The sequence below is a fragment of the Yoonia sp. JB2-21 genome (assembly GCF_055693545.1).
Genome location: NZ_JBVFUC010000001.1, coordinates 2,865,860 through 2,891,852, shown reverse-complemented (window position 1 = coordinate 2,891,852; position 25,993 = coordinate 2,865,860). Strand labels below are relative to the sequence as shown.

At 56.1% G+C, this 25,993-nt stretch carries 27 protein-coding genes; 11 read left to right on the top strand and 16 right to left on the bottom strand.

What is annotated here, in order from left to right:
• Positions 1-72: 72 nt before the first annotated feature.
• Together ACZ1G5_RS14625 and proS are read right to left on the bottom strand one after the other, a co-directional pair.
• The gene (locus ACZ1G5_RS14625; RefSeq protein ID WP_472733536.1) at positions 73-645 is read right to left on the bottom strand and encodes a peroxiredoxin; all 573 of its coding nucleotides are present in this window, start codon (positions 643-645) and stop codon (positions 73-75) included.
• Entirely contained in the window at positions 642-1,982 is a 1,341-nt protein-coding gene (gene proS / locus ACZ1G5_RS14620; protein ID WP_472734349.1) for a proline--tRNA ligase, read from the bottom strand. The genes ACZ1G5_RS14625 and proS overlap by 4 nt, the downstream gene beginning before the upstream one ends.
• 157 nt (positions 1,983-2,139) lie before the next feature.
• On the opposite strand from proS, the gene ACZ1G5_RS14615 reads away from it, so the two are divergent.
• The 5 genes from ACZ1G5_RS14615 (at position 2,140) to ACZ1G5_RS14595 (ending at position 6,779) form a co-directional block, all read left to right on the top strand.
• Complete coding sequence (locus ACZ1G5_RS14615) at positions 2,140-2,727, top strand: YceI family protein (RefSeq protein ID WP_472733535.1); 588 nt, start codon at positions 2,140-2,142, stop codon at positions 2,725-2,727.
• Positions 2,728-2,796: 69 nt separating this feature from the next.
• Positions 2,797-3,900: an AI-2E family transporter gene (locus ACZ1G5_RS14610; protein ID WP_472733534.1), complete on the top strand. Its 1,104-nt coding sequence runs from the start codon at positions 2,797-2,799 to the stop codon at positions 3,898-3,900.
• Entirely contained in the window at positions 3,901-4,254 is a 354-nt protein-coding gene (locus ACZ1G5_RS14605; protein ID WP_472733533.1) for a P-loop NTPase family protein, read from the top strand.
• On the top strand, positions 4,251-4,559 hold the full coding sequence (locus ACZ1G5_RS14600; protein ID WP_472733532.1) for a P-loop NTPase family protein: 309 nt from the start codon (positions 4,251-4,253) through the stop codon (positions 4,557-4,559). The genes ACZ1G5_RS14605 and ACZ1G5_RS14600 overlap by 4 nt, the downstream gene beginning before the upstream one ends.
• Before the next feature lie 51 nt (positions 4,560-4,610).
• Positions 4,611-6,779, top strand: a complete 2,169-nt coding sequence (locus ACZ1G5_RS14595) for an RNA degradosome polyphosphate kinase (protein WP_472733531.1) — start codon at positions 4,611-4,613, stop codon at positions 6,777-6,779.
• Here ACZ1G5_RS14595 and ACZ1G5_RS14590 read toward each other — a convergent pair.
• Positions 6,776-7,816, bottom strand: a complete 1,041-nt coding sequence (locus ACZ1G5_RS14590) for a glycosyltransferase family 2 protein (protein WP_472733530.1) — start codon at positions 7,814-7,816, stop codon at positions 6,776-6,778. The two genes, ACZ1G5_RS14595 and ACZ1G5_RS14590, sit on opposite strands and share 4 nt — an antisense overlap.
• A 44-nt stretch (positions 7,817-7,860) precedes the next feature.
• Here ACZ1G5_RS14590 and ACZ1G5_RS14585 point away from each other — a divergent pair, with 44 nt between their 5' ends.
• Entirely contained in the window at positions 7,861-9,483 is a 1,623-nt protein-coding gene (locus ACZ1G5_RS14585) for a Ppx/GppA family phosphatase (protein ID WP_472734348.1), read from the top strand.
• 320 nt (positions 9,484-9,803) lie between these two features.
• Positions 9,804-11,006, top strand: a complete 1,203-nt coding sequence (locus ACZ1G5_RS14580) for a PP2C family protein-serine/threonine phosphatase (protein ID WP_472733529.1) — start codon at positions 9,804-9,806, stop codon at positions 11,004-11,006.
• Between the two features lie 21 nt (positions 11,007-11,027).
• On the opposite strand, the gene ACZ1G5_RS14575 is transcribed toward ACZ1G5_RS14580, so the two are convergent.
• The 6 genes from ACZ1G5_RS14575 to scpA are packed head-to-tail and all read right to left on the bottom strand — an operon-like array spanning position 11,028 to position 16,328.
• A complete protein-coding gene (locus ACZ1G5_RS14575; protein ID WP_472733528.1) occupies positions 11,028-11,405 on the bottom strand; it encodes an AAA+ family ATPase in 378 nt (125 codons plus the stop codon).
• Positions 11,406-11,441: 36 nt separating this feature from the next.
• Positions 11,442-12,440 carry an endonuclease/exonuclease/phosphatase family protein gene (locus ACZ1G5_RS14570; protein WP_472733527.1) on the bottom strand — a complete coding sequence of 333 codons (999 nt, stop codon included), beginning with the start codon at positions 12,438-12,440 and terminating at the stop codon, positions 11,442-11,444.
• Positions 12,437-13,117, bottom strand: a complete 681-nt coding sequence (locus tag ACZ1G5_RS14565; RefSeq protein ID WP_472733526.1) for a TerB family tellurite resistance protein — start codon at positions 13,115-13,117, stop codon at positions 12,437-12,439. Before ACZ1G5_RS14565 ends, ACZ1G5_RS14570 begins: the two co-directional genes overlap by 4 nt.
• A gap of 12 nt (positions 13,118-13,129) precedes the next feature.
• Positions 13,130-13,597 carry a GNAT family N-acetyltransferase gene (locus ACZ1G5_RS14560; protein WP_472733525.1) on the bottom strand — a complete coding sequence of 156 codons (468 nt, stop codon included), beginning with the start codon at positions 13,595-13,597 and terminating at the stop codon, positions 13,130-13,132.
• Complete coding sequence (locus tag ACZ1G5_RS14555) at positions 13,594-14,193, bottom strand: VOC family protein (protein ID WP_472733524.1); 600 nt, start codon at positions 14,191-14,193, stop codon at positions 13,594-13,596. Before ACZ1G5_RS14555 ends, ACZ1G5_RS14560 begins: the two co-directional genes overlap by 4 nt.
• Before the next feature lie 8 nt (positions 14,194-14,201).
• A complete protein-coding gene (scpA, locus tag ACZ1G5_RS14550; protein WP_472733523.1) occupies positions 14,202-16,328 on the bottom strand; it encodes a methylmalonyl-CoA mutase in 2,127 nt (708 codons plus the stop codon).
• A gap of 101 nt (positions 16,329-16,429) precedes the next feature.
• Here scpA and ACZ1G5_RS14545 point away from each other — a divergent pair, with 101 nt between their 5' ends.
• Positions 16,430-16,891 (top strand): DUF4174 domain-containing protein, encoded by a 462-nt coding sequence (locus tag ACZ1G5_RS14545; protein ID WP_472733522.1) that lies wholly within the window; start codon positions 16,430-16,432, stop codon positions 16,889-16,891.
• Between the two features lie 10 nt (positions 16,892-16,901).
• Here ACZ1G5_RS14545 and ACZ1G5_RS14540 read toward each other — a convergent pair whose 3' ends face one another.
• The 6 genes from ACZ1G5_RS14540 to ACZ1G5_RS14515 all read right to left on the bottom strand — a co-directional run bounded on the left by ACZ1G5_RS14540 (position 16,902) and on the right by ACZ1G5_RS14515 (position 22,344).
• Complete coding sequence (locus ACZ1G5_RS14540; RefSeq protein ID WP_472733521.1) at positions 16,902-17,270, bottom strand: hypothetical protein; 369 nt, start codon at positions 17,268-17,270, stop codon at positions 16,902-16,904.
• Positions 17,267-19,264: an acetyl-CoA carboxylase biotin carboxylase subunit gene (locus ACZ1G5_RS14535; RefSeq protein WP_472733520.1), complete on the bottom strand. Its 1,998-nt coding sequence runs from the start codon at positions 19,262-19,264 to the stop codon at positions 17,267-17,269. The genes ACZ1G5_RS14540 and ACZ1G5_RS14535 overlap by 4 nt, the downstream gene beginning before the upstream one ends.
• 96 nt (positions 19,265-19,360) lie before the next feature.
• Positions 19,361-19,567 (bottom strand): hypothetical protein, encoded by a 207-nt coding sequence (locus ACZ1G5_RS14530; protein WP_472733519.1) that lies wholly within the window; start codon positions 19,565-19,567, stop codon positions 19,361-19,363.
• 336 nt (positions 19,568-19,903) lie between these two features.
• On the bottom strand, positions 19,904-20,257 hold the full coding sequence (locus ACZ1G5_RS14525; RefSeq protein WP_472734347.1) for a hypothetical protein: 354 nt from the start codon (positions 20,255-20,257) through the stop codon (positions 19,904-19,906).
• Between the two features lie 83 nt (positions 20,258-20,340).
• A complete protein-coding gene (locus ACZ1G5_RS14520) occupies positions 20,341-20,484 on the bottom strand; it encodes a hypothetical protein (protein WP_472733518.1) in 144 nt (47 codons plus the stop codon).
• A gap of 330 nt (positions 20,485-20,814) precedes the next feature.
• On the bottom strand, positions 20,815-22,344 hold the full coding sequence (locus tag ACZ1G5_RS14515) for an acyl-CoA carboxylase subunit beta (protein ID WP_472733517.1): 1,530 nt from the start codon (positions 22,342-22,344) through the stop codon (positions 20,815-20,817).
• A 174-nt stretch (positions 22,345-22,518) separates the two neighbouring features.
• On the opposite strand from ACZ1G5_RS14515, the gene ACZ1G5_RS14510 reads away from it, so the two are divergent.
• The 3 genes from ACZ1G5_RS14510 to ACZ1G5_RS14500 are packed head-to-tail and all read left to right on the top strand — an operon-like array spanning position 22,519 to position 25,679.
• Positions 22,519-23,730 carry a multidrug effflux MFS transporter gene (locus tag ACZ1G5_RS14510; protein ID WP_472733516.1) on the top strand — a complete coding sequence of 404 codons (1,212 nt, stop codon included), beginning with the start codon at positions 22,519-22,521 and terminating at the stop codon, positions 23,728-23,730.
• 51 nt (positions 23,731-23,781) lie between these two features.
• Positions 23,782-25,182 (top strand): helix-turn-helix domain-containing protein, encoded by a 1,401-nt coding sequence (locus tag ACZ1G5_RS14505; RefSeq protein WP_472733515.1) that lies wholly within the window; start codon positions 23,782-23,784, stop codon positions 25,180-25,182.
• Between the two features lie 44 nt (positions 25,183-25,226).
• A complete protein-coding gene (locus ACZ1G5_RS14500; RefSeq protein WP_472733514.1) occupies positions 25,227-25,679 on the top strand; it encodes a CoxG family protein in 453 nt (150 codons plus the stop codon).
• On the opposite strand, the gene ACZ1G5_RS14495 is transcribed toward ACZ1G5_RS14500, so the two are convergent.
• Complete coding sequence (locus ACZ1G5_RS14495; RefSeq protein ID WP_472733513.1) at positions 25,680-25,919, bottom strand: YdcH family protein; 240 nt, start codon at positions 25,917-25,919, stop codon at positions 25,680-25,682.
• Positions 25,920-25,993: the final 74 nt, after the last annotated feature.

Sequence of the window (25,993 nt, the reverse complement as noted above, 5' to 3'; positions counted from 1 at the left end):
TCTGCTGCCTCGTGACATTTTGTTTTGCCATAATGTAGCAGGTTTTTGCGGAGGTGTTAACGCCCCTGTCACCTATGCGCGCGCATCCACGTCCCGGCGTAGCCAATCAATCACATTGGCGGCGTCTTGGTCGGGCGGAAAGACCGGGTAAAAGGTTTTGGCGATCACACCCTCTTTGGCAATCATCGTCAGGCGTTTGTGCAGATGCTGGCCGTCAACATCGAGCGCCGGCAGGTCCAACGCCTTGCCCAAGGCCTGATCCGCATCCGACAACAGCGGGAATGGCAGATGCAGCCGCGCGGCGGCTTCTTTCTGATATTCAGAGGTCTGGATCGACACACCATAAAGCCCCGTCACACCCCACTCGCTGAGTTCCGCAAAGTGGTCGCGGAACGCACAAGACTGCGGTGTGCAGCCGCGCGCACCGGGAATTTGGTCCCATCCATCGGGCAAATCACGGTCAGGGCGCCCTGTCATCGGGTAGACGTAAAGCACGGTCAGACCGGTCAGCGTGCTCAGCGTCACTGCGGCCCCATCAGTCGCGGTCAAGGTCACATCGGGCAGCGCTGTGCCTTCCAGATGCGCTGCCTTCCCGTCATCCGAAGGTGACGGGATCAGCGACCAATCGACGTCAGTCAGGCTCACGCGATACCTTCATAGATCTTCGCGATCTTGGCGATCGCCTCTTCTGGTGGCAGTTCTTCGCTTTCGCCCGTGCGGCGGCTGGTCAGTTCCACAACACCGTTCTTGAGCCCGCGCGGCCCAACGGTAATCCGCCACGGCAGACCGATCATATCCATCGTGCCAAACTTGGCCCCTGCCCGTTCGTCCCGGTCATCATAAAGTGGCTCCAGCCCTAATGCCGTCAGCGACGCATAGATCGCCTCGCAGGCCGCGTCGGCAGCTTCATCACCGGACCGCATGTTCAGGATACCGCAGTGGAACGGGGTCACGCCCTCGGGCCAGATGATACCTTTGTCATCATGGTTGGCTTCGATGATCGCACCCAGCAGACGCGACACGCCAATGCCGTGGCTGCCCATGTGGACGGGAACTTTCCCACCCTTACCGTCATCAACCAAAGCACCCATCGTTTCAGAGTATTTGGTGCCAAAGTAGAATATCTGTCCTACTTCAATCCCACGGGCAGTGCGCTGTCTGTCTTCGGGAACATCCGCAAAAACGCTGGCGTCATGGGTTTCGTCGGTCCGCGCGTAAGGCGTTGTCCATTCATCAAAGATCGCCTGACATTGTTCAACGCTGTCATAGTCGACAGCACGGTCGCCCAGATGCAGGTCGGTGACAGCACTGTCATAGAACACCTCGCTCTCGCCGGTTTCGGCCAAAACAAGGAACTCATGCGTGTCTTCGCCACCAATTGGGCCACTGTCCGCACGCATTGGGATCGCTTTGAGGCCCATACGTTCATACGTCCGCAGATAGCTGACCAAGTGGCGGTTGTAGGCGTGCAACGCGTCGTCTTTCGTAAGGTCGAAGTTGTAGCCATCTTTCATAAAGAACTCACGGCCGCGCATGACACCAAAACGGGGGCGCACCTCGTCGCGGAACTTCCATTGGATATGATAAAGCGTCAGCGGCAGTTCTTTGTAGCTACCCACATGGCTGCGGAAGATATCGGTGATCATTTCCTCATTCGTTGGACCATAAAGCATCTTACGACCGTGACGGTCAACGATGCGCAGCATTTCTGGACCGTAGGAATTATCGCGACCGGATTCTTCCCACAACTCACCCGGTTGCAGTGTCGGCATCAGCATAGGCAAGTGGCCCGCGCGCTGCTGTTCTTCGTGCACGATGTTTTCAAGCTTGCGCAGAATTTTGAAGCCCAACGGTAGCCATGAATAAATCCCCGCCGTGGCTTGCTTGATCATCCCCGCCTGCAACATGTAGCGGTGGCTGACGATCTGTGCCTCGCGGGGCGTTTCTTTCAGGACAGGCAGGAAATAGCGGCTCATGCGCATGGCGGCGACCTTCATGGATGTAAATGTTGGGGTTTGGTGTAAGCCGGGCTGCGGTGCCTCGCAAGCGCTCAGATCACAGATAAGCGATGAGGCTGAATAAAATCGCGGGTCGAGACGTAAGCAGAGTAGTCTTCACGCATTCAAAGGAACTGCTCCAATGGTCCGTCTTTTCAATTTCACCCTCATCGCATTGCTGCTTGCGCCCATTTCTGCCCTTGCGGCGCCCGTTAGCTATGCTTTGCAATCTGATCGCTCAGACGTTGGCTTCATTTACACGCTCTCCGGCGCGGAAAACCGTGGCACGATGCCCGTGTCGCAGGCGCACATCGTTATTGATTTCGACACATTCACCGCTTCATCCGTGGATGTATCTGTTGACGTTCGCGGTACACGCACCGGTCTGATTTTTGCGACCGAAGCCCTGAAAGCAGGCAGCGTTCTGGACGCGCGCAACCATCCAACGATCCGTTTTCGATCTACAGCAATCCGCCCCAATGACCTACGCAATCTATCCGCTGGTGGCAAAATTGATGGGCTTTTGACGATCAAGGGGGTCACGCAACCCGTCACGCTGGATGCCTCCTTGTTTCGTCAGCAAGGCACCGCGGCGGGTGATCTGAGCCAGCTAAGCTTTCGCATCAGTGGCGCGGTCAGCCGGTCGGCTTTTGGGGCCAGCGGCTATGGTGATCTTGTGGCTGATATGATCCAGCTTGACATCGCAGCACGGGTTGTAAGAGCCGAGTAATTTGCCCCCGGCCCTTGCACGAGTAGGCCGCATACCGCATCTATTGCGGTAAGCAGCTACGGATCATGCATGGCACTTCCTGTCGGACAACAAGCGAAATACTGGGGCATCACGTCCGCCGTCTTTTTGGTGGCTCTTTGGTTTCTGGGCGATGTGATCCTGCCGTTTGTATTGGGTGGCGCGATCGCATACTGCCTTGATCCAATCGCTGACAGGCTCGAGCGTGCCGGTTGTAGCCGGATCGCCGCCGTCGCGATCATCACATTGACAGCGATCGTCGTCATCATCCCACTAACGTTCTTAGTTGTCGCAAATCTAGTGGAACAGGCAACATTGCTGATCAACACGGCGCCAGAGCTGTTCGACACAGTAAGCGAAGGTTTGCGGGAACGCTTTCCTCAGCTTTTTGACGAAGAAAGTGCGGCGTACCAGCAGTTTGTCTCGCTACGCGAAGCAATCCAATCCAGGGGCGGTGAGATCGCCAATGGCATCCTCAGCTCCGCAATTGGGCTATTGAACGTTGTTGTCTTACTTGTGATCGTACCCGTCGTGGCAATCTACATGCTGCTCGACTGGGACAACATGACCGCCAAGATCGACGAGATGCTACCGCGTGATCATGTCGAAACCGTGCGCATGTTGGCACGAGATATCGACGCGACGCTGGCGTCCTTTATCCGCGGCCAAGGCACCGTTTGCCTTGTGCTGGGCACTTACTATGCCGTCGCGCTGATGATTGCGGGGCTGAACTTTGGGCTTATCGTTGGTTTCATCGCCGGGCTGATCACCTTTATCCCTTACGTTGGTGCGCTGGTCGGTGGCGTCTTGGCTGTTGGTCTGGCGATCTTCCAATTCTGGGGTTCTGTTGAAGTTACCGATGGCGAGACCGTTTCATATGTCACCAATTGGGTTCGGATTGGGATCGTCGCGGGTATCTTTGGACTTGGGCAGTTCCTTGAGGGCAACATCCTAACGCCCAAGCTTGTGGGTGGTTCGGTCGGACTACACCCTGTTTGGCTGCTTTTTGCTTTGTCTGTCTTCGGCTCGCTGTTCGGCTTTGTCGGCATGTTGGTCGCAGTCCCGATCGCAGCCATCATCGGTGTCGTGGCTCGCTGGGGTATTGTCCAATACAAAGACAGCCTCTTGTTTCGCGGACAATCCGGGGGCGATTAGATGGCAGGTCAGCTTGCATTTGACTGGCCAACAGGTGTTGCGCTGGGACCGGGCGATTTTTTTGTTTCGGAAGCAAACGCACAGGCGTTTTCCATGCTCAGCACCCCAGAGATATGGCCCGAGGGCAAACTGGCGCTGATCGGCCCGCAGGGGTGTGGCAAGAGCCACCTCGCACAAGTTTTTCAGGCCCAATGCGATGCGCTGCTGCAACCAGCCGCTGACATCACACCGGATTTTCAGACAGCTGCAACGACTGTGATCATCGAGGACATGGAAACGCTGTCAAGTGCCGCCGAAGAAGCTGTTTTTCATCTGCATAACAATCTGCGCGCTGCAGGGGGACGCTGCTATTGACCGCAGCACTTCCCCCAAGCCGCTGGCCCATTGCCCTGCCCGACCTTGCCAGCCGCATGCAGGCCATGACCGTGGTGCGGATCGCGGACCCGGACGACGCATTGCTATCGGCACTGATTATGAAACTGTTTGCTGACCGGCAAATCAATCCGCAGCCCGCGCTGGTGCAATATCTGGCCACCCGGATTGAACGATCCTTCGCCGCCGCCGCCGATATCGTCGCCCGCCTCGACACCGCAGCACTAGCCCAGGGCCGCAAGATCAACAAGCAACTCGCCGCCGAGTTACTGGACAACGCAGGCTGACAGCGCGATACTTGTCACAGAACCGCGACATATGCGGTGCAGAAGGCCCCCATGACCAATGCAGATTTCCTAGAGGGCGCATACCCCTCACCAACCACGCTTGATATTGACCTCGAAAGCCCTGCGCGTTTCGTGAACAGAGAGCTAAGCTGGATCAGCTTTAACTGGCGTGTGCTGGAGGAAGCCGAGAACCCGCGCATGCCGCTGCTGGAACGGCTCCGTTTCTTGTCCATATCGGCAACAAACCTTGACGAATTCTACACGGTACGTGTCGCGGGCCTGCGCGAGCTATCAAACGAAGGCAACACAACGCCCGGTCTTGATGGTCTGACACCTGCCGAACAACTGGTGGTTATTGATCGGGACGCACGCGCGCTGATGTCGCGCCAGCAGATTATTTTCACGCAGTTGCAACAACAGATGGCCGCCGAGGACATCCATATTCTGGACCGTCATGCCCTGAGCAAAGACGATATCGGCTATCTTGAAAATGTTTTCATCGAGCAGGTTTTTCCCGTGCTCTCGCCATTGGCGATTGATCCAGCACATCCCTTCCCGTTTCTACCCAACGAAGGCTTTGCCTTGGCGTTGCAACTGGAACGCCCCAGCGACAAGCGGCAGCTGCGATCTCTTTTACCGGTTCCAGCCCAAATTGACCGGTTTGTGGCCCTGCCTGCGAAAACCGGCCACAGGTTCTTGCCTCTCGAAGAACTTCTGCTGCTGCATATAGAACGCCTCTTTCCTGGGTACAAAATCAAGGGGCATTGTGCGTTCAAAGTGCTGCGGGACAGTGATCTGGAACTGGAAGACGAAGCCGAGGACCTTGTCCGCGAGTTTGAAACAGCGCTCAAACGTCGCCGCCGGGGCGAAGTTGTGCGCCTTAAGATGTCAGCCGGGGCGCCGGGTGCGCTGAAATCGCTGATCATGTCGGAACTGCATGTGACCGAAGAAACCGTTGTCGAGGTCGACGGACTTATCGGGATCGCTGATCTGGGGGAACTGGTGCTGGACAGCCGCCCTGACCTGCTGTGGCCTGCCTTTGCGCCGCGTGTGCCGGAACGGGTCCAAGACCATGACGGCGATATGTTTGCCGCGATCCGCCAAAAGGACATGCTGCTGCATCACCCGTATGAAACGTTCGATATGGTTGTGCGGTTCTTGAACCAAGCCGCGCGTGATCCCAATGTCGTGGCAATCAAACAGACGCTCTATCGAACATCGAAGCGGTCCCCGATTGTCGAAGCACTTTGTGAGGCCGCCGAGGATGGCAAATCAGTCACCGCATTGGTGGAATTGAAGGCGCGCTTTGATGAGGCTGCGAATATCCGTCAGTCGCGAAGATTAGAGCGCTCGGGCGCGCATGTTGTCTATGGGTTTCTGAACTACAAAACCCACGCCAAGATTAGCACTGTCGTCCGTCGCGAGGGCGACAAACTGGTGACCTACACGCACTTTGGGACCGGCAACTACCACCCGATTACGGCGCGCATCTACACCGACCTCAGCCTTTTCACCTGTGATGCAAAGCTGGGCCGGGATGCGACCAAGGTCTTCAACTATATCTCGGGATATGCGCAGCCAGAAGGTCTTGAAAACCTCAACATATCGCCGCTGACGCTCAAACAGACGCTTTTGGATCGTATCAACACCGAAGCGGCAAACGCGAGGGACGGCAAACCGGCTGTAATCTGGGCCAAAATGAATTCTCTGATCGAAAGCGACGTGATTGATGCGCTTTATGCGGCAAGTCAGGCAGGCGTGAAAATAAGCCTTGTTGTGCGCGGTATTTGTGGGTTGCGACCGGGTGTAAAGGGATTGTCCGAAAACATTCGGGTCAAATCAGTTGTCGGGCGTTTTCTTGAACATTCGCGTATCGTTTGTTTCGGCAACGGTAACGATCTGCCCTCAAAAAAAGCCAAGGTGTATATCAGCTCTGCTGATTGGATGGGCCGCAACCTGAACCGCCGTGTTGAAACATTGGTCGAAATCAAGAACGCGACAGTCAAAGCGCAGATCGTTGGGCAAATCATGGCCGCCAACATGGCCGATATTGCACAAAGCTGGATTATGTCTGCCGATGGCAGCTTTACCCGCGCAACGATCCCGGATGGCAAATTTGCATTTAACTGCCACAGGTTCTTTATGGAAAATCCGTCGCTGTCTGGACGCGGATCGGCGGGGGCGTCGGATGTCCCCCAATTGACGCACACGGCAGACTAGTCAAAGCCAAGCGCATTTCCAGTCATAACAAAATCGTCAAAGCCGCGGTGCAACCGAGAACGCTGGTACAAGAACGATGCATCTTCCTCTGCCATGACCCGCAGCAAACGCTCGACGCTGGAATAGTATACCGATCCGCCCGCATAGCCTTCTGACTTCAAGGCCCAATCAATTCGTTGGTAGGTTTCCCCGGAAAACTTGTAGTGGCGCATCGGTAGCAGGATCGACGCGGAACAGGTCAAATTCACCGTATGCGGACCCGTCATCACCGCATCATCGCGCCAGCGCAGGAAGACCGGCTTGTGCACGTCGTTGAAATGCGCAGGTGGACGCCCAAGCGTACGCGAGATGGCTGCTTTCCAAGGTTTCACACGGTGATTGAGCCCGTATTGTTGTAGTAGACGCGCACGGGTGCCACTGTAGATACGTGTTGGGTCGCCGGTGATGTTCAACTGTAGGTGCGGCTCACCGTCAAAATACCACGCGCCGTCCAGATTTAACCCTGCATTGCCCGGCATCTCGGCCAATTCGCGCACGCGGTCAGGATACATATCCAGCATCACAGACCAGACGCCCTGTGCATTCTGGGCATCCAGTCGCGTTGCCAGATCGGGCAATGTCATGCCGTCGGGCAAATCAAAAAACTCATCCACATCCACACAGACAGCCCAGCTGCCCGTGCAATATTCCGACAGCAAAAGCTGACGCCACAGCGTGTTCATGGAAATCGACGATTTTCCAAAAACCTGTGCGTCCTCAGATACCAGCTTGTCGCCAAAACGATGCTGACTGTGCAAAACCATGACGTCGGGTTCATCTGCCAAAAACGCGAGCGACGCATCGGTCGATCGGTCATCAATAAAGATGAAACGACAGATGCCCAAAGCGCGGTAATGCGCAAGGAACGCAGGCAGAAAATACATCTCGTTATGAACAAGACTGACCAAAGTCAGTCCGCCATGATCGCGCAAATCCCGGCCGACGACTTTCAGGTCGTTATACTTGTCCAAAACGGCGCGGATCGTCGTGTTTGTCATTCTTTGATCTCTTACCGCGCGGGATATCATCGCGTGTCGCTGTGATGTTCTTTGTTTGGGTTACCACCAAATCTACAATTGGCAAAGGCGCGGCTTTTCGGCTAGCGTCCGCCCGAGCTAATGACGGAGCAAAACACGTGGACACCATAGATTGGGGCCCTTTTGGACGTCCACTCTTTGAGGATGCTGCTGCAAAGGGGCTAAGCCGCGTTGGTGTTATCGACGTCGGTTCAAACTCGGTGCGTTTGGTCGTGTTTGATGGAGCGGCACGCTCTCCTGCGTACTTCTACAACGAAAAGATCATGTGTGCGTTAGGTGCAGGCCTGTCAAACACCGGACATTTGAACCCCGAAGGCCGCGCGCGCGCCATTTCCGCAATTCGCCGCTTTGCTGCGCTGGCCAAAGGCATGGGGATCCCACCGTTGACGGCCGTTGCCACAGCCGCCGTGCGCGAAGCGTCCGATGGATCGGATTTCAAAGAAGAAGTCCTGCGCGAAACCGGCATCAAACTGTGGATTATCGATGGCAAGGAAGAAGCTCGTCTGTCGGCCCAAGGTGTACTGCTGGGATGGCCGGGGAGCTACGGGCTTGTTTGTGACATCGGCGGGTCATCAATGGAATTGGCGGACCTTGCAGACGGGCGCGTCGGGCGCCGTGTCACCTCGGCATTGGGTCCGCTGAAACTGCGCGAGATCAAAGGGGGCAGGAAAGCCATCAAAGCCTATGTCCGCGAGACAATGGCGCAACTACATGACGACATGGGCAATGTTACCGGCATGCGGCTGTTTTTGGTCGGCGGGTCATGGCGCGCAATAGCGCGCGTGGATATGGAACGGCGCGCCTACCCGCTCACGGTTTTGCATGAATACCGAATGACTTCGCGCCAGATCAGCAAAACAGCCGAGTATATTCGAAAATCTGATCTGCAAGACCTGCGGGGACGCTGCAACATCTCTGATAGCCGGATGGCGTTGGTGCCGCTTGCGTCGATTGTTTTGAAAGAGTTGATGCGCACCTTTAAACCAAAAGATGTGGCCGTATCGTCCTACGGTATCCGTGAAGGAATGCTTTACGAGCAAATGCCCCGCGAGCTGCGCGAACGTGATCCGCTGATTGAAGCCTGCCGGTTTGTCGAGTCAAAGGACGCCCGCTTGCCAGGGTTTGGACGCGTCTTGTATGACTTTGTTAAGCCCTTGTTTCCAAGGGCCAATTGGCAACGCAAGCGGATCATCAAAGCCGCCTGCCTGCTGCATGATGTAAGCTGGCGCGCGCATCCAGATTACCGCGCCGAAGTCACCTTTGACAATGCGACCCGGGCCAATCTTGGCGGGCTCAAGCACTACGAACGCGTCCTGCTGGGGCTGGCATTGATGAACCGCTACACGAGCAAAACAGCGAACTCGCGCTTTGACCCACTCTTTGCCATGCTGGAACCAGGCCAGATCAAAGAAGCCGAGATACTGGGCAAGGCGATGCGCCTTGGCGCGATGCTGTGGCTAACGGCTGATGAAGAGCCCGGAACCTTGCAGTGGAAGCAAAAGAAACAGGAACTCACCCTGAGGCTTCATGAACAGGCACGACCACTTTTTGGTGAGGTTGCGCAATCCCGTTTCGATGCGCTGGCGTCAGCAATGGGCGCTTCAAGCAAGGTGATTTTTATCAAATAGGGGCGGTGGACAATACGTCAGTGAGTCGGCTCCACGGCGTTCAATCATGCCAATTTTGTGGCGATGCGCGGACAATCCTCTTAACTGATGTTACGTCAATGAAGACAGTGCGCACATAATGCTGTCACTGTTTACGATTTCTTCCCGTTACTGGGGTGAAAAATGAACCGAACATGAACAAACGCGTTTCTGACACCTAAAAGTCGAATTTTTGCCTTAATTGACTAGCTTTTTGAGCCATATCGAGAGAATTTAGCCGTAGAGCTTGTTTCGATGAGTGTATTGAGGACAGCCCAAAGTGGGCAGTTGAGCGGTTTTTAATGGTTAAGAATTTGTTTAAAGAATCCCTGAAGTTTGACGCTGCAACAGCGGCGTCTCAGGGTGCGCGAGACTATCAAGAAGATAGCCTCGCCGCGAGTTTTCCACTTGGTCAAGAAACGGGGTTTGCGGTTTTGGCAGACGGCATGGGGGGCCATCTTGCCGGAAATATCGCAAGCGCCCTTGTTATGTGTGAAGTGTTCGCAGAACTCAAAATGAATGAGACGCAGCTCGATGATCCGTCACTGGATATTCCTGCAATGCTGAGTAAGGTCGCGAACGCGGCAAATGACCGCGTGACGTGCCACATCGCGGAAGACCCGGAAACGCACGGCATGGGGTCGACATTGCTGGCAACTGTGATCACCGGCCGCGACCTTTATTGGGTGTCTATTGGCGATTCACCGTTGCTCTTGTTCCGCAACGGCACGTTACGCCAGTTGAACAAAGATCACTCAATGGCGCCACAAATCGACATGATCGTCAAAGTCGGCGCCATGCCTGCCGATGTTGGCCGCGATCACCCCGACCGCAACACACTGACGTCTGCCATTACCGGTGAAAAGATTGACAAGATCGACTGCCCGGACGAACCAACAACGTTGGTGGCAGGCGACATCATCGTGGCATCAAGCGACGGCTTGCAATTTCTGGACAATGACGCGATCGCAAAGATCCTGCACGCCACGAAATCCTGTCATAGCGCTCACATTGCCGAGGCTTTGATGCAGGCAATCGACGATCTAGGCGACCCCAACCAGGACAACACAGCCTTCATAGTTGTCAAAGTCTGCGATGTGAATGACACGTTTGAGACCGCTGGGATCAAAGACAATTTCAAGTCACTGAAAACAACCCATGTCGTCAAGACCGTTGATATCAACGCAGCACCTGTCACTGTACCGGTTGACGAAAAAGAAGCACGCCCGCCACTTGTCGCGCAGTTTGCACCCTATCAGGTGCAGCGCGATGATGAGGTCGTGCCTCCGGCATCAGCGGTTGAGCCAGCATCAAAGACGCCATCAGACGTTACACCAAAGGCACCGGCTGGAAAGCGCATTGTCAGACTGGTCGCGTCTAGAGAAGATTTAACCGAACCCAAAGTTGAACACACAATGCCGAAAGAAGAGGTCGCCAAGGCGCCGCCAGAGCCAAAACAGCGCCAAGCTTATGGGTATCGGGGTCAGACTTACTACAAGGACTAAGCCAAAGCGTCTTTGGCAAGATCAGAGATCAATCTCTGCACCGTCCTCTCGTGGCAACCAAATCGGTGCATCCGGCTTGCGGCGCATGATGATATCACCATTCGGCAGGATTTCAGGCGCTTGATAATGACGAAAATCGTCAACTTGCTCGAGCACGGCCGCAAACGCAGGGCCGACGGACTGCACAAAATCACCAAAGGCCGGGCCAAGCTCTTCAAAGCTGTCGCGCAAGCCTTCGATCGCGGGCTCCATCTCGGTCATCAACCCGCGCATAAACATCCGCGCGCCCTCTTCCAACAGGTTCAGACCTTCATCCATTTCTGTGTCTGGGGTGTCTTCGGCAGCAGCCGAAACGCTCAACATGCCCACAACGAACGTCACTGTGATGAACTGTCTCATAATGCCAAAATAGGAATACAGTCGCCCAATTTCAAATCACAAATCAATGTCCAGCACGACGGGGAAATGGTCCGAAGCGGCCAGTAATGCCTCGCGAAGTGGGATATTGGCATAGCATTCCGGATGATCAAACGGATGCCAGATTTGCCACTTTGGCGACTTCAGGCGCAATCCAGGCGAAACCATTACGTAATCCAGAAGCGCCTGTAAAAAGGGTTCACCCTTGCGCTTGAACCGGGCCGTCGCAGGGGCCGCACCAAATCTGCGCCCCAGCACCATCTGTGCATGAGGATCAAACAGGCGTTCCTGCGTGCCTTCGCCCAAGACGATCTCAACGCCTGAACGACCAAACAGCTTTTCATATTCGTCCAAACCCGGACCATCATTGAAATCACCCAAAACGATCAGATCGTCGCCATCTGCAAGATGCTGTTCCACGCGCTTGCGCAGCCAAATACATTGGGCCAACTGCTTGCGACGGTTCTGGATCGAAATGCGGGTGGCCTCGGCGTCGTTGCGTGCACCGTGCGGCGCCTTGGACTTCGCGTGGACGCCGATCAGGCGCACAGGACCGCTCGGCGTGCTTAGCGCGATCTCAAGCGGCGGTTTTGACCATCGAATTGGATCGGGGTGCGCGTCGACATCGACATCCATCCGGATCTCTGTGTCGAACTGCGGCGCAGCATCGTCAGATTTAGGATCATGATTAGCACGCAAAACATCAGGATCATAAAGAAGCGCGATTTCCTGTTGTGTGTCATTGGTGAACCCGGTGACAGCCGACCGGGCACGCAGATCAAACCGCTGCGCAAAATGCTCTAGCGCAGTCCGGGTGTCACGCCGTGGACTGGTATCGGGTGCCTCGATGATCATCACGGCATCGGCATTTAATGATTTGAAAACAAAGCCTAAACTCGCTGTCTGCTGGGCCTTTGTGACATCCCATCGGCCCGACCAACTGTCATCAGCGATCAGGGTGCCGTCATTGTCAAAAAGGCTGTTGAACCATTCGACATTATAGGTTGCGATCCTCACCCGCGTGCGCCCTGGATCTCTTCCCAAGCCCGATTGATCGCCACCATACGACGTTCCGCCAGTTTGACGGCTTCTTCTGGAACGCCCCGCGCCATCATCTGATCGGGATGGGTTTCGCGGACCAGCTTGCGCCATGCCGCACGGACGTCAGCCATTGGCGCGTCCGGGTCGACGCCCAGAACATCATGTGGATCGCGATCCGCGTCAGCGACAAAGAGCGCCCTGATCCCGCGAAAGCGTCGTTCATCAAAGCCAAAGATTTCGGCCACTTCTTGCAGAAAATCATCTTCCTTGGGGTGATAGACCCCATCCGCCATCGCGATGTGAAACAGCCCCTCGAGCAAGTCGCACAGGGGGCTGTCATCATCCCCATACATCGCCTTGATCCGCCGGGCGTAGGTGTCATAGCCCGCAACATCCTGCCGGGCGAGGTTGAAGACACGGGCCGCGTTCGCTTCTTCCTCAGGCGGTATCAGGAACACCTCACGGAAAGCCACGACCTCATCTTTGGTCACAAGCCCGTCGGCTTTCGCCATCTTGGCACCCAGCGCGATCACGGCAATTGCGAAGGCCACCGTCCGGTCTGGTGAGGCGCGCAGTTTTTCAAAAACAGCCGAAAGCCCTTCGCCATTGGCAAGGGCGGCAATTGCTTCGGCCATCCGCGACCAAATCGACATAAAATCTTTCCTTTAAAGGCGTTTCTGCATCAAAACGAGATCAATCCAACGCCCAAACTTGAACCCGACTTCGGGCAGCGTTGCAACCTCTTGAAAGCCCAAGCGGGCATGAAAGGCCACTGCGGCGGGGTTTTCTGCGCTGCAACCGGCAAACATGTTGTGCTTGCCTGCGGACTTGGCAAGCGCGCAAAGCGCCTCCATCAAACGTTTGCCTCCTCCCCGTCTGCGGCCATCTGCATGCAGCATGATCGTATGCTCAACGGTAAAGCGATAGCCCTCACCACCACGAAACGGGAAATAGCGCGCAAAACCAAGGATGCGCCCGTCCTCTTCCCAGACAAGGCAATCCTGCGCCGTAAGTGTTCCCACTTCTTCGTCTGATTTCTCTGTCGGGTTGAACGTGATCGTCGTGTTCCGAATTGCCGCATTCCAGATCGTCGCAATCTGGGCCGCATCGCTGAGTACGGCCGTCCGGATCATGACAGCGTTCGGATACCGCCGGGCGTTTCAAACGTCGCTGTCAATCGCATGGCCCCGCTCACGATCGTCACACGCGGATCATCAAGCCCAACTATTTGCGACAGCCAAGCGGCCGATGGGTGCCTGACATCCAAGGCAACCAGACGACATCCGCTGTCGGGTAACCTGTCAGCCGGATGAACGGTACCGTCGGCCCATTGGAGCACTGTCGGATATCCGCCCTGAAACGGCAGGCTGCCATCGTCCGGCACGCTAATCTGCCAAGACAAATCACCACGGGTCAGAGCGCGCGGCCTCCCGGCCTCGGCCGGAGCCGCGCCAAAGTCATCTGTTTGGCAAATCCAATTGGCCAGTCGCGGCGGACCTGTGAAGTGGTCCAACCCGAACCACGCATGTCCGGCCTCTGGCGCGGCATCGGGATCCTTTGCGATAACTTCCAGATAGAGCCCGTCAGCAAGCCCAAGCAGGGCATTATGTGTCCCGTAGCGCGCATGTTGCCCGCCGGGGTGGAGCTTGACACCAAGCTGGTCCTCAACCCATGCCGTGCCTTCGGCAAGGGATGTGCAGGCAATGGCAAGGTGGTCGAGCTTTAGCATCGTGGCATCTACCCGCGCGCTTCCCGGATCAGACCCAGGATATCCTGCGCTGCCTTCGGGATATTTGTCCCCGGACCAAAGATCGCCTTCACGCCGCTATCATAGAGGAACTGATAGTCCTGCTGCGGAATGACCCCGCCACAAATTACGATGATGTCCTCAGCCCCGGCCTCTTTCAGCGCCGCCACTAGCTTTGGTGCCAGCGTCTTGTGCCCTGCCGCCTGAGAACTGATGCCGATCACATGCACATCATTGTCGATGGCGTCCTGTGCCGCCTCGACCGGTGTCTGGAACAGCGGCCCCACGTCCACATCAAAGCCGATATCAGCAAAGGCTGTCGCGATCACTTTCGCCCCTCGGTCATGACCGTCCTGACCCATCTTCACGACCAGCATGCGCGGGCGACGGCCTTCATCCTTGGCAAATTCCTCGACCGACGACTGGATTGCCGCGAACCCTTCGTCACCTTCGTAGGCCGCGCCATAGACACCTGCCAAAGTCTTCACCTCGGCGCGGTGCCGTCCGAATGCTTGTTCCATTGCCATGCTAATCTCTCCCACAGTGGCGCGGGCACGTGATGCCTCGACCGCCGCTTCCAGCAAGTTGCCGCCTTCATTTGCGCGGCGTGTGAGTTCGGTGAGGGCCGCATCGCAAGCCGCATCGTCGCGCGCCGCTTTCGTGGCCTCAATCCGGGCGATTTGCGACAAGCGCACCGCGTCATTGTCGATGTCCAGAATATCAATCGGGTCTTCGTTGTCTTTGCGGTATTTGTTCACGCCGACAACAACTTCGGTCCCCCGGTCAATTCCGGCCTGCCGCTTGGCCGCCGTTTCCTCAATCCGCAGCTTCGGCATACCAGAGGCGACCGCCTTGGTCATGCCGCCCAGTTCCTCGACCTCTTCGATCAAGGCCCAAGCGGCCTCGGCCAATTCATGCGTCAGGTTTTCGACATAGTAAGACCCCGCCAGCGGATCGACCACGTTGGTCACGCCCGTCTCTTCCTGCAAAATCAGCTGCGTATTCCGCGCGATCCGCGCACTAAACTCGGTGGGCAGCGCGATGGCTTCATCCAGCGCATTGGTGTGCAGCGACTGCGTGCCGCCCAAAACCGCGCTCATCGCCTCATAAGCTGTGCGGATCACGTTGTTATACGGGTCCTGTTCTTGCAGAGACACACCGCTGGTCTGACAGTGGGTGCGCAGCATCGACGACTTGGGGTTCTTTGGTTCAAACTCTGCCATGATCCGCGACCATAACAGGCGGGCGGCGCGCAGTTTGGCAGCCTCCATGAAGAAGTTCATGCCGATCGCAAAGAAGAACGACAAACGCCCCGCGAACTGATCCACATCCATGCCGCGCGCAATGGCCGTGCGGACGTATTCGCGACCATCAGCCAGCGTATAGGCCAGCTCTTGCACCAGGTTCGCACCGGCCTCTTGCATGTGGTAGCCGCTGATTGAAATCGAGTTGAACTTCGGCATCTCATTCGTTGTGTATTCAATGATATCCGCAATGATGCGCATCGACGGTTCAGGCGGATAGACATAAGTATTTCGGACCATGAATTCCTTCAGAATATCATTCTGAATGGTGCCAGACAGCACATTACGCGGGTGCCCCTGCTCTTCCCCGGCCACAATGAAATTGGCGAGGATCGGAATAACCGCGCCGTTCATCGTCATCGAAACGGAAACCTGATCCAGCGGGATGCCATCAAAGAGGATCTTCATATCCTCCACGCTATCAATCGCCACACCGGCCTTGCCGACATCGCCCTCAACACGGGGATGGTCACTGTCATAGCCCCGGTGGGTCGCCAAATCGAAGGCCACCGACACACCCTGCTGCCCCGCAGCGAGCGCTTTGCGATAAAATGCGTTCGACTCCTCTGCCGTCGAAAACCCCGCATATTGGCGGATCGTCCAGGGGCGGCCTGCGTACATCGTGGCCTTCACACCGCGCGTGAACGGGGCCTCACCGGGGATGCCACCCATATGCGGCAATCCGTCCGTATCATCCGCAGTATAAAGCGGCTGGACAGGGATACCTTCCAGTGTATCCCATGTCAGCGCTTCCAAAGGCTTGCCACGCAGCTCTTTGCGGGCAATCTCTTCCCATGTTTTCTTATCAGACATCGGTGCCTCCGGCGTGGGTTGGATGGGGTAACGCGCATTTGTTTGCAGCAAATGGCAGTTGACCCTTAGCTTTTGGCGCAAGCGCCTCTATATCTAGCATTATGAAGTTATTGACGAACATCGCGCTCGCTGCGCTTATCGCATTTCCAGCCACAGCCGAAGAACGCACCGTTCTGGAACGGTGGGAAGACGACCGCACGCAAGTGTTCGACGGGGCCGAAATTGTGCTCGACGATCTGAATTGGGTCGCGCGGCCCTTGGTGGTGTTCGCCGATACGCCAGAGGATCCACGGTTCCAACAGCAAATGGACTTGCTCTTGGCAGATATTGAAAGCCTCGCCGTGCGCGATGTCATCATCATCACAGACACGAACCGCGACGAGATGAGCGATGTGCGCATGCAATTGCGTCCGCGCGGATACATGATGGCCCTGGTCGGCAAAGATGGGCGGGTCGCCCTGCGTAAACCGGCCCCATGGAGCGTTCGCGAGTTATCGCGGTCCATCGACAAGATGCCGTTGCGACAGCAAGAGATTTCAGACCGGCGGGTTGTGGGGCAGTAGCGCGCCACCTTCATTGGCGGCGTCGCTGTAATATTGCAGCGCCCCCAACCAAAAGAACCAATGCTGCACCAAGGGTTAAAATACTGCTAGGAAGCAGCGTAGTCGCGACAAGCACAGCCGCAATCACCATAATGATGGCAAAAAATACGAATGCGACCACCCATTCAGCTTGGGAAAACGGCTTTCCCGAGAACTTTCCATAACTCAGCCCGAAGACGATGAACCCCGCAAGGGCCGGACCAATAATTCCTGCGAAGAGCAAGACAGCGACCGAAACCTGCAATCCCGCAAGTGAGAGTGTGACGGCGGCCATATTCAGCAACGCGAGGGTGCCCACACCGCAAAGAAAAGCGCCGCCATATGCCAACCAAGGCTTCATTCGAACTCCATGATCACTTCGTCGACGGCTAGGCTGTCCCCTGCTCCGGCCTTGATCGCCTTGACGACACCCTTCTTTTCGGCGCGCAGGATGTTTTCCATCTTCATCGCCTCAACGGTGCAAAGTGCTTGGCCTTCCTGCACTTCGTCACCTTCGGCCACATCGACCTTCACGATCAGGCCGGGCATCGGGCAGAGCAGGTATTTCGAGGTATCGGGCGGCAGCTTTTCGGGCATCAACGCCGCCAATTCGGCCTGACGCGGGGTGCGTACATGCACTTTCACATCTGCGCCGCGATAGCGCACCCGGAACCCACCAGAAACTTTGCCGATCTTGAGGACCAAAGGCGCACCATCAACCATCAAACGCGCCAGCGGATCGCCGGGCGTCCAATCGCTTTCCACACGCAGCGTTTGACCGCTAATCGCAACGTCAGCCCCGGACTTATCGGCCTTGATCGCAACTGCATGTGATTTGCCTTGCAGACTGACCACCCAATCCTCGCCCACATGGCGTTCGTGGTTGTCCATCCGCCCCGAAATGCGGGTGCGCCGGATTTCAGCAACGCGGTGCATGGCGGCGGCGGCGACAGCAATGCGCTGGCAGGCGTCGTCATCCAGCGTCACACCTTCAAATCCCTCGGGGTATTCTTCCTCGATAAAGGCCGTCGTCATATTGCCGCTAGTGAACTTCGGGTGATCATAGACTGCGGCGAGGAACGGCAGGTTATGCCCGATCCCTTCCAGCTCAAACCCATCGAGCGCCAAACGCATTTCCTCAATCGCGGTGGCCCGATCAGGTGCCCAGGTACACAGCTTGGCGATCATCGGGTCGTAATACATGCTGATCTCACCGCCCTCGAATACGCCGGTGTCGTTGCGCACGGCACGTGTCTTTGTCGCCTCTTCTGCTGGGGGGCGGTAGCGGGTCAAACGCCCGATAGACGGCAAGAACCCACGATAGGGGTCTTCGGCGTAAAGGCGGCTTTCCATTGCCCAGCCGTTGATCTTCAGATCATCCTGGGCAAAGGGCAGCTTTTCCCCCGCAGCAACCCGGATCATCTGTTCGACCAGATCAATGCCTGTGATCAGCTCTGTCACAGGGTGTTCCACCTGCAAGCGCGTGTTCATTTCAAGGAAATAGAAGTTCCGGTCGCCATCGACGATGAATTCGACCGTGCCTGCACTGGTGTAACCCACGGCCTGCGCCAATGCGACGGACTGATCGCCCATCGCTTTGCGCGTCGCCTCATCCAGAAACGGGCTCGGTGCTTCTTCAATCACCTTCTGGTTCCGGCGCTGGATCGAGCATTCACGCTCGTGCAGATAGACGGCATTGCCATGCCCATCGCAAAGCACCTGAATTTCGATGTGACGCGGTTGCGTGACGAACTTTTCGATAAAGATACGGTCGTCGCCAAAGGAATTGGCAGCCTCGTTCTTGGACGACTGGAACCCCTCGCGGGCTTCATCATCGTTCCACGCAATACGCATGCCCTTACCACCGCCACCGGCAGAAGCTTTGATCATCACCGGGTAGCCGACCTCATTTGAGATCTTCACCGCATCCTCGGCGTCCTCGATCAAACCCATATATCCGGGTACAGTCGAGACATTGGCATCTTGGGCGATTTTCTTGGAGGTGATCTTGTCACCCATCTTTTCAATCGCGCCCTTTGGCGGCCCGATAAAGACCACGCCAGCGGCTTCAAGCGCATCGGCAAACAGTGGATTTTCTGACAGAAAACCATAGCCCGGATGCACCGCTTCGGCGCCTGTGTCTTTGATCGCCTGCATCACCTTATCGATGACAATGTAGGATTGGTTCGCCGGGGGCGGGCCGATGTGCACCGCTTCATCCGCCATCTTCACATGCAGCGCATTGCGGTCCGCATCTGAATAAATGGCAACGGTCTTGATCCCCATTTTACGGGCCGTCTTAATGACACGGCAGGCGATTTCACCACGGTTGGCGATGAGAATTTTCTTGAACATTAGTATCCGTCCCCAAAACGCAAAACCGCCGCCGAGGCATGACCCCGACGGCGGTTTGTAGAAATTGCGCGCCCGGCATGGGCGCGCGTGTCTGTTTTACTTACAGGCGCGCAAGCCTGCGTCGTCGCAAAGTACGCCTGCGGCTGCACCGGCAAGCACTGTACCTGTGCGGTCTGTGCCAAGCACTTCTGCGGCAACAAAACCTGCACCTGCGCCGGCCACGCCGCGCTCCACGTCACCTTCGAGGCAACCCGCCAAACCAAATACTGCCACTGTTGCAAGGATGATTGATGTCTTTTGCATAATCTTAAGCCTATCGTTGTTTTGTAAGTCGCCCCAGAATTGGTGCCGACTGCGCCCCGATGAATAGCAATTCCCGCTTGATATCCAATATCATCGGTCATTTTTCCATCAGACAGGCGGAAAACCGTTATCGGCCTGCTTGGTGAGTAAGCAGGCCGATTAGGGAAGGGTAACGGTATAGAGAATTTGCAGACGTACAATTGCTGGACTGCACATCTACAGCGTTAACCCTGACCGAAGACGCCTTCATTGAACAGCATTGTCGCAGCGCAACAGGCAAATAAGCGACTTCCCGCTTAGATTGTTTCTCCTGTTCTTTTTGAACCGATGGGGCGCTCATGTGGCATCACCCAAAATCTCAGGAAAGCTTTGCCGCGCCACTGACACATCAATACGCAGCAACGCTTCATAACTTTCGGGATCGAACGGATCTTCCGCGGCAACGACTTCGCGACCAAAAAACCAGCTCAATCGGCCTGCATCTAGGTTGCCACGAACAAAAGGCTCTTCGCCAAAATGCTCCCACAAGGCCTGCAAAAAGCCTGCATCGGCGCGCTTGTCTGGCGGTCTTCGATCGGGGTAGCGCACACGTTGCATTAAGGGCGTAGCGCCACCTTTGTTGGCCCGGCGCAGCGTATACTGAAAGTCTGTTCCCGGCAGTCGCCCGGGAAAACCCCGGTGCTTTTCCATGTAAGGAAGGTTAGCCATATACGCCTCCGTGTGGTCGGAGGTGGGATTGGACGGGCCCGAAAGCCCGCCCAAAAAAGCAATCGTTAGTAAACCAACTGGTTGTAATCAACCGTCTGTTGTGCGGCTGCGTCCGACGTAACTTGCAGCAAAGCACGGTCTTGGCTGCCCGACACAGCAACCAACGCCATGAGCGCTGCAACTGTGAAAGCCAAAAGTCCTTGTACCATTTTTCTTGCCTGCCTCTGGTTGTGCAGGGTGTTCGACGATCTGTGCCGCCTTGACCCCACGAGAGCGCGATATCCACTTCGCGTGACATCATATTAGGCAAAAACGCTTTATTCTCAAAGGTCTCTGAGGCGAACTGCGCGCAATGTTGCAACAAAGACTCAAGCCTTCGGCGCAATACTGCACAAACGTCCATATTTTGGGCGAAACTCAACTTACACTCCAGATATGGTAGCGTTGGACGCGACGCTGTGCGCGCCTGCATGGCGTATTCTCGCTGAGAGACGCGATCCGGGGCACGAGTAACGTGCCAATATGCGCGCAAATCGGCGTCACAGCGGGATATTGTCGTGCTTTTTCCAAGGCGTGTGCACCTGTTTTCCACGTAAAGACGCAAAAGCCCGGCACACCCGCTTACGAGTCGACTGCGGCATGATCACCTCGTCGATGACACCTTTTTCGGCCGCAACAAACGGGTTCGCAAAGCGATCTTCATAGTCCTGCGTATGCTGCGCCAGCTTTTCAGGGTCATTCAGATCGGCGCGGTGAATAATCTCGGTCGCGCCTTTGGCCCCCATGACGGCAATCTCGGACGTGGGCCACGCATAGTTGAAATCACCATTGAGGTGCTTGGACGCCATCACAACATATGCGCCACCGTAGGCTTTGCGGGTGATAACGGTCACTTTGGGCACTGTCGCTTCGCCATACGCATAAAGCAGCTTGGCCCCGTGCTTGATCACACCGCCATATTCCTGGCTCGTGCCGGGCAAAAAGCCGGGTACATCCACAAGCGTCAGCAGCGGAATTTCAAAGGCATCACAGAACCGCACGAAGCGCGCGGCTTTGCGTGAGGCATCAATGTCCAGACAACCGGCCAAAACCATCGGCTGGTTGGCCACCACGCCAACGGTTGACCCTTCGAGCCGGATAAAACCCGTCAGGATGTTCTTCGCAAACTCTTCCTGTATCTCGTAAAAATCACCTTCGTCAGCCAGCTTCGTGATCAGCTCTTTCATGTCGTAGGGCATGTTGGGATTGTCGGGCACAAGCGTGTCGAGGCTTTCCTCCATCCGGTTCACATCATCAAAGAAGGGCCGTACTGGCGCCTTCTGACGGTTGTTGAGCGGCAGGAAGTCGATCAGGCGGCGCGCTTCGGCCAAGGCCTCAACATCATTTTCAAACGCCGCATCGGCGACAGATGATTTGCGTGTATGCGTCGCGGCACCGCCCAACTCTTCTGCTGTGACGTGCTCGTTAGTGACCGTCTTGACAACATCAGGTCCTGTCACAAACATATAAGAGCTGTCTTTGACCATGAAGATAAAGTCGGTCATCGCAGGCGAATATACCGCCCCACCCGCCGTCGGCCCCATGATCAAGCTGATCTGCGGAACCACACCAGAGGCCGTGATGTTGCGCTGGAAGACCTCGCCATAGGCGGCGAGACTGGCGACACCTTCCTGAATACGTGCCCCACCGGAATCGTTGATCCCAATAATCGGCGCGCCGTTCTGCACCGCCATATCCATGATCTTGCAGATCTTCTGTCCGTGGGTTTCAGAAACAGAGCCGCCCATGACAGTAAAATCCTGACTGAAAACATAAACCAACCGACCATTTATCGTGCCCCAGCCGGTGACAACGCCGTCACCCGCAGGCCGCTCTTTTTCCATACCGAAGTCTGTACAACGGTGCGCGACGAACATGTCAAACTCTTCGAATGACCCATTGTCCAATAGCAGCTCAACGCGTTCGCGTGCTGTCAGCTTACCTTTGCTGTGCTGTGCAGCGATCCGCTTTTCGCCGCCACCCAATCGCGCCGCTTCACGCCGCGTTTCCAGCTCTTGCAACACATCCATAGGATCGCCCCCTGCAACTTTGGAGTGTCATAACGCGAAGTGCGGGCCGACAGAAGGGGCAAAGGGCATATTTGCAAACTTACCGATTTGCTAATTTCATTTTTTGCAAATCCGCAAATTAACTTGTGGAACACCGCGATAGACAACCCAGCACAGGACGCCTACATCTGGTGCATGACCACTCTTCCGGCGATCCGTTTTCTGGATCGGACCACACCACCTCATATCGTCACGCTCGTGCTGATCACCGGCATGTCAGCGTTAAGCATGTCGATCTTTCTGCCGTCACTTTCGGCGATGACAACCTATTTCCAGACCGATTATGCGATCATGCAGATTGCCCTGTCAGGGTATCTTGCAGCGACAGCCGTGCTACAGGTCTTTATCGGGCCGATTTCCGATCGGTTTGGTCGACGCATTCTGGTCCTGGGCTCATTAACGGTGTTCGTCCTCGCTAGCATTGGGGCGCTGTTTGCAACCACAGTTGAGGTTTTCCTGTTCTTCCGCATCCTGCAAGCGGCTGTCGCTACCTCAATGGCGCTTGGACGGGCGATTGTGCGTGACATCGTTCCTCAGAACGAAGCCGCCTCAATGATTGGCTATGTCACGATGGGCATGGCCTTGGTGCCTATGGTTGGCCCAATGATTGGCGGCGCACTGGAACAGAGCTTTAGCTGGCACGCGACCTTTGTGTTTCTGGCTGCCGCAGGGCTTGGCACTTTGGCCCTTGTGTATTTCGATCTTGGCGAAACCGTCAAAGGCGCAGGCACCAGCTTTCGTGATCAAGTCAAAACCTACCCTGAACTGTTTCGCTCACCCCGGTTCTGGGGCTATGTGCTATGTGCCGCATTCGGCTCTGGTGCGTTCTTTGCGCTGTTGGGCGGCGCATCCTTTGTTGCCAGTGAAATTTTTGGATTATCCCCGCTGTGGAGCGGTATCGCTCTTGGCGCGCCCGCGATCGGGTATGCTGTCGGAAACTATTGGTCCGGGCGGTATTCGGTGCGCGTTGGTGTCAACCGTATGGCCATTATCGGTACCGGCATCACGATACTTGGCCTTGGGTTGTCGGCCGCCCTGACCCTCAGCGGTCTGAACCATCCGCTGAATTTCTTTGGCTTTTGCGTATTTCTGGGGCTTGGCAATGGCGTGATGCTACCAAACGTGATGGCAGGCTCTATTTCCGTGCGCCCGCATCTGGCAGGAACAGCGAGCGGTCTGGGCGGGGCGATCATGATTGGCGGCGGCGCGGCACTTTCGCAGCTTGCTGGCGGAATTTTGACGATCGAAACTGGCACGATGCCTTTGCAATTGATCATGCTTGGCACATCCATCCTTGCGCTTTTGTCGGTTTTGTTTGTTGTGTGGCGGGAAAAGCGGGTCGGTTGACGCCGAGTTTGCAGTAGCTAATGTCTGTTAGCAAATCTGCAAAGGAACGAAATGGCTGTTCAAAAACTCTATGCGGGTGCGAAGCTGCGCGAACTGCGCGGCAGACTTGGGCTGACACAAAAAGCCTTTGCAGAAAAACTCAGCGTTTCGCTGCCGTACCTCAATCAGATGGAAAACAACAACCGGCCTGTCTCTACGGCGGTGGTTTTGGGATTGGCGCAGGAATTCGGGTTTGACGTCACCGAACTGCAATCTGGAGATGAGGCCCGTCTTGTCGGTGACATGCGCGAAGCGCTTGCTGATCCGGTCTTCACCGGCCCCGCCCCCGCCCTTGCCGACATGCGCCTTGCGGCCGCCAATGCACCCGCGTTGGCGCGCGCGTTTCTGGATTTGCATGCCGCCTACCGCCAAACCCATGAACGACTGGCGTCGCTCGACGAAGCGCTTGGCCGCGAAGACGCCCGCTTGCAACCCAGCCCCTGGGAAGAAGTGCGCGATTTTTTCCACTACTGCGACAACTACATCGACGCTGTTGATCGTGCCGCTGAAAGGTTTGCCGCCCGCACCAGCCCCGGAGAGGCGATGGCAGACGCGGCGATCCGCATGCTTGAAAGCCACGGGATCAAAACGGTGTTCCGGGATGCCGCAGATGTAAGACACTACAATGCCACCACAAAAACCCTGACAATTTCGCAAGTTGCCAGCAGTGCGACCCAGACCTTTCAGCTTTTGCTGCAATTGGCATTGGTGGGCCAAGAACCCCTGCTGGAAGCCACTTTGGATCTGGCCCGCTTTCAGTCTGATGAGGCGCGCAGCATCGCGAAGGTGGGTCTGGCAAATTACTTCGCAGGAGCAGCCTTGATGCCCTATGCTGCTTTCCTGTCAGCGGCGCAAAGCACACGACATGATCTCGAACTCCTGTCGGCCCGATTTGGCGCGTCGCTTGAGCAGGTCGCGCATCGTCTCTCCACGTTGCAACGTCCGGGTGCCAAAGGCATTCCTTTCTTTTTTGTGCGGGTCGATCAGGCAGGTACAATCACCAAACGCCACTCGGCGACGACCCTCCAGTTTGCGCGTTATGGGGGTGCTTGTCCCTTGTGGAACGTGCATCAGGCGTTTGAATTGCCGGGACAGTTTCTGCGGCAGCTGGCCGAAACCCCCGACGGTGCGCGCTACTTCTGCCTTGCCCGGGACGTCAGCAAATCCGGCGGTGCCTATGATGTTCCTACCCGACGCTATGCGATCGGCCTCGGCTGCGAAGTGCGCCATGCACCCGCGCTCGTCTACGCTGACCATATGGATGTGGGCGCGGCAAAAGCCTACGCGCCCATCGGAATTTCATGCCGCATTTGTGAACGGCGGCATTGCCACCAAAGGTCGGTTCCGCCGCTGGAACGCCAATTGCGGGTTGATCCGGATCGTCGTGGCATATTGCCGTATCAGCTTGACTAGGCGTCAAAATCTGGCTGCAATGGTGGTCTCTGGGAGGATTGAAGATGGAACTGAACGGCACCAAAGTCATCGCCGCCAATATTGAGACGGTGTGGGCGCATCTCAATAACCCTGAAACCCTCAAAGCGTGTATTCCGGGCTGCGAGGAATTGACCGGATCGCCCGAAGAGGGTTTTGCCGCCGTTGTGAAACAAAAGGTCGGTCCGGTGAAAGCGACCTTCAAAGGCGAAGTGACGTTGGAAAACGTCGTTCCGGGACAGAGCTATACAATCACCGGAGAAGGCAAGGGCGGCGTTGCCGGCTTTGCAAAAGGCGGAGCGGACGTGGTTTTGGCAACAGTCGAAGGCGGCACCGAACTGACTTATACCGCCCAAGCCAAAGTCGGGGGCAAGTTGGCACAACTCGGGAGCCGGATTATCGGTGGTTTCGCCCGCAAGATGGCCGACGAGTTCTTTGAGCGTTTTCAGACAACCGTGGAAGATACCGAAGCCGCTTGATCAAGCATCCCGCAAGATCGCGGCGATCTGATCCTTCAGCGCCAGACGCTGTTGCCGCATTTCGATCATGTGCAGATCATCGGTTGGTTCGATGTCAGTCTCAGCCCGATGAATAGCGCGATTAAGCGTATGGTAGGCATCCGACAGGTTTGCAAAATGCGCGTTGCTTTCCTTAAGCGCATGTATCGCATCAATTTGGTGTGGGAACTCTTCAACAAGTTCGTGCGGCGTATGGGACATTATAGACTCCTGTGATTGGTGTCCGTCCCAGTTTAGTCAAAGAACCCGGTTTCGGCCTTGATCCCGATCAACAA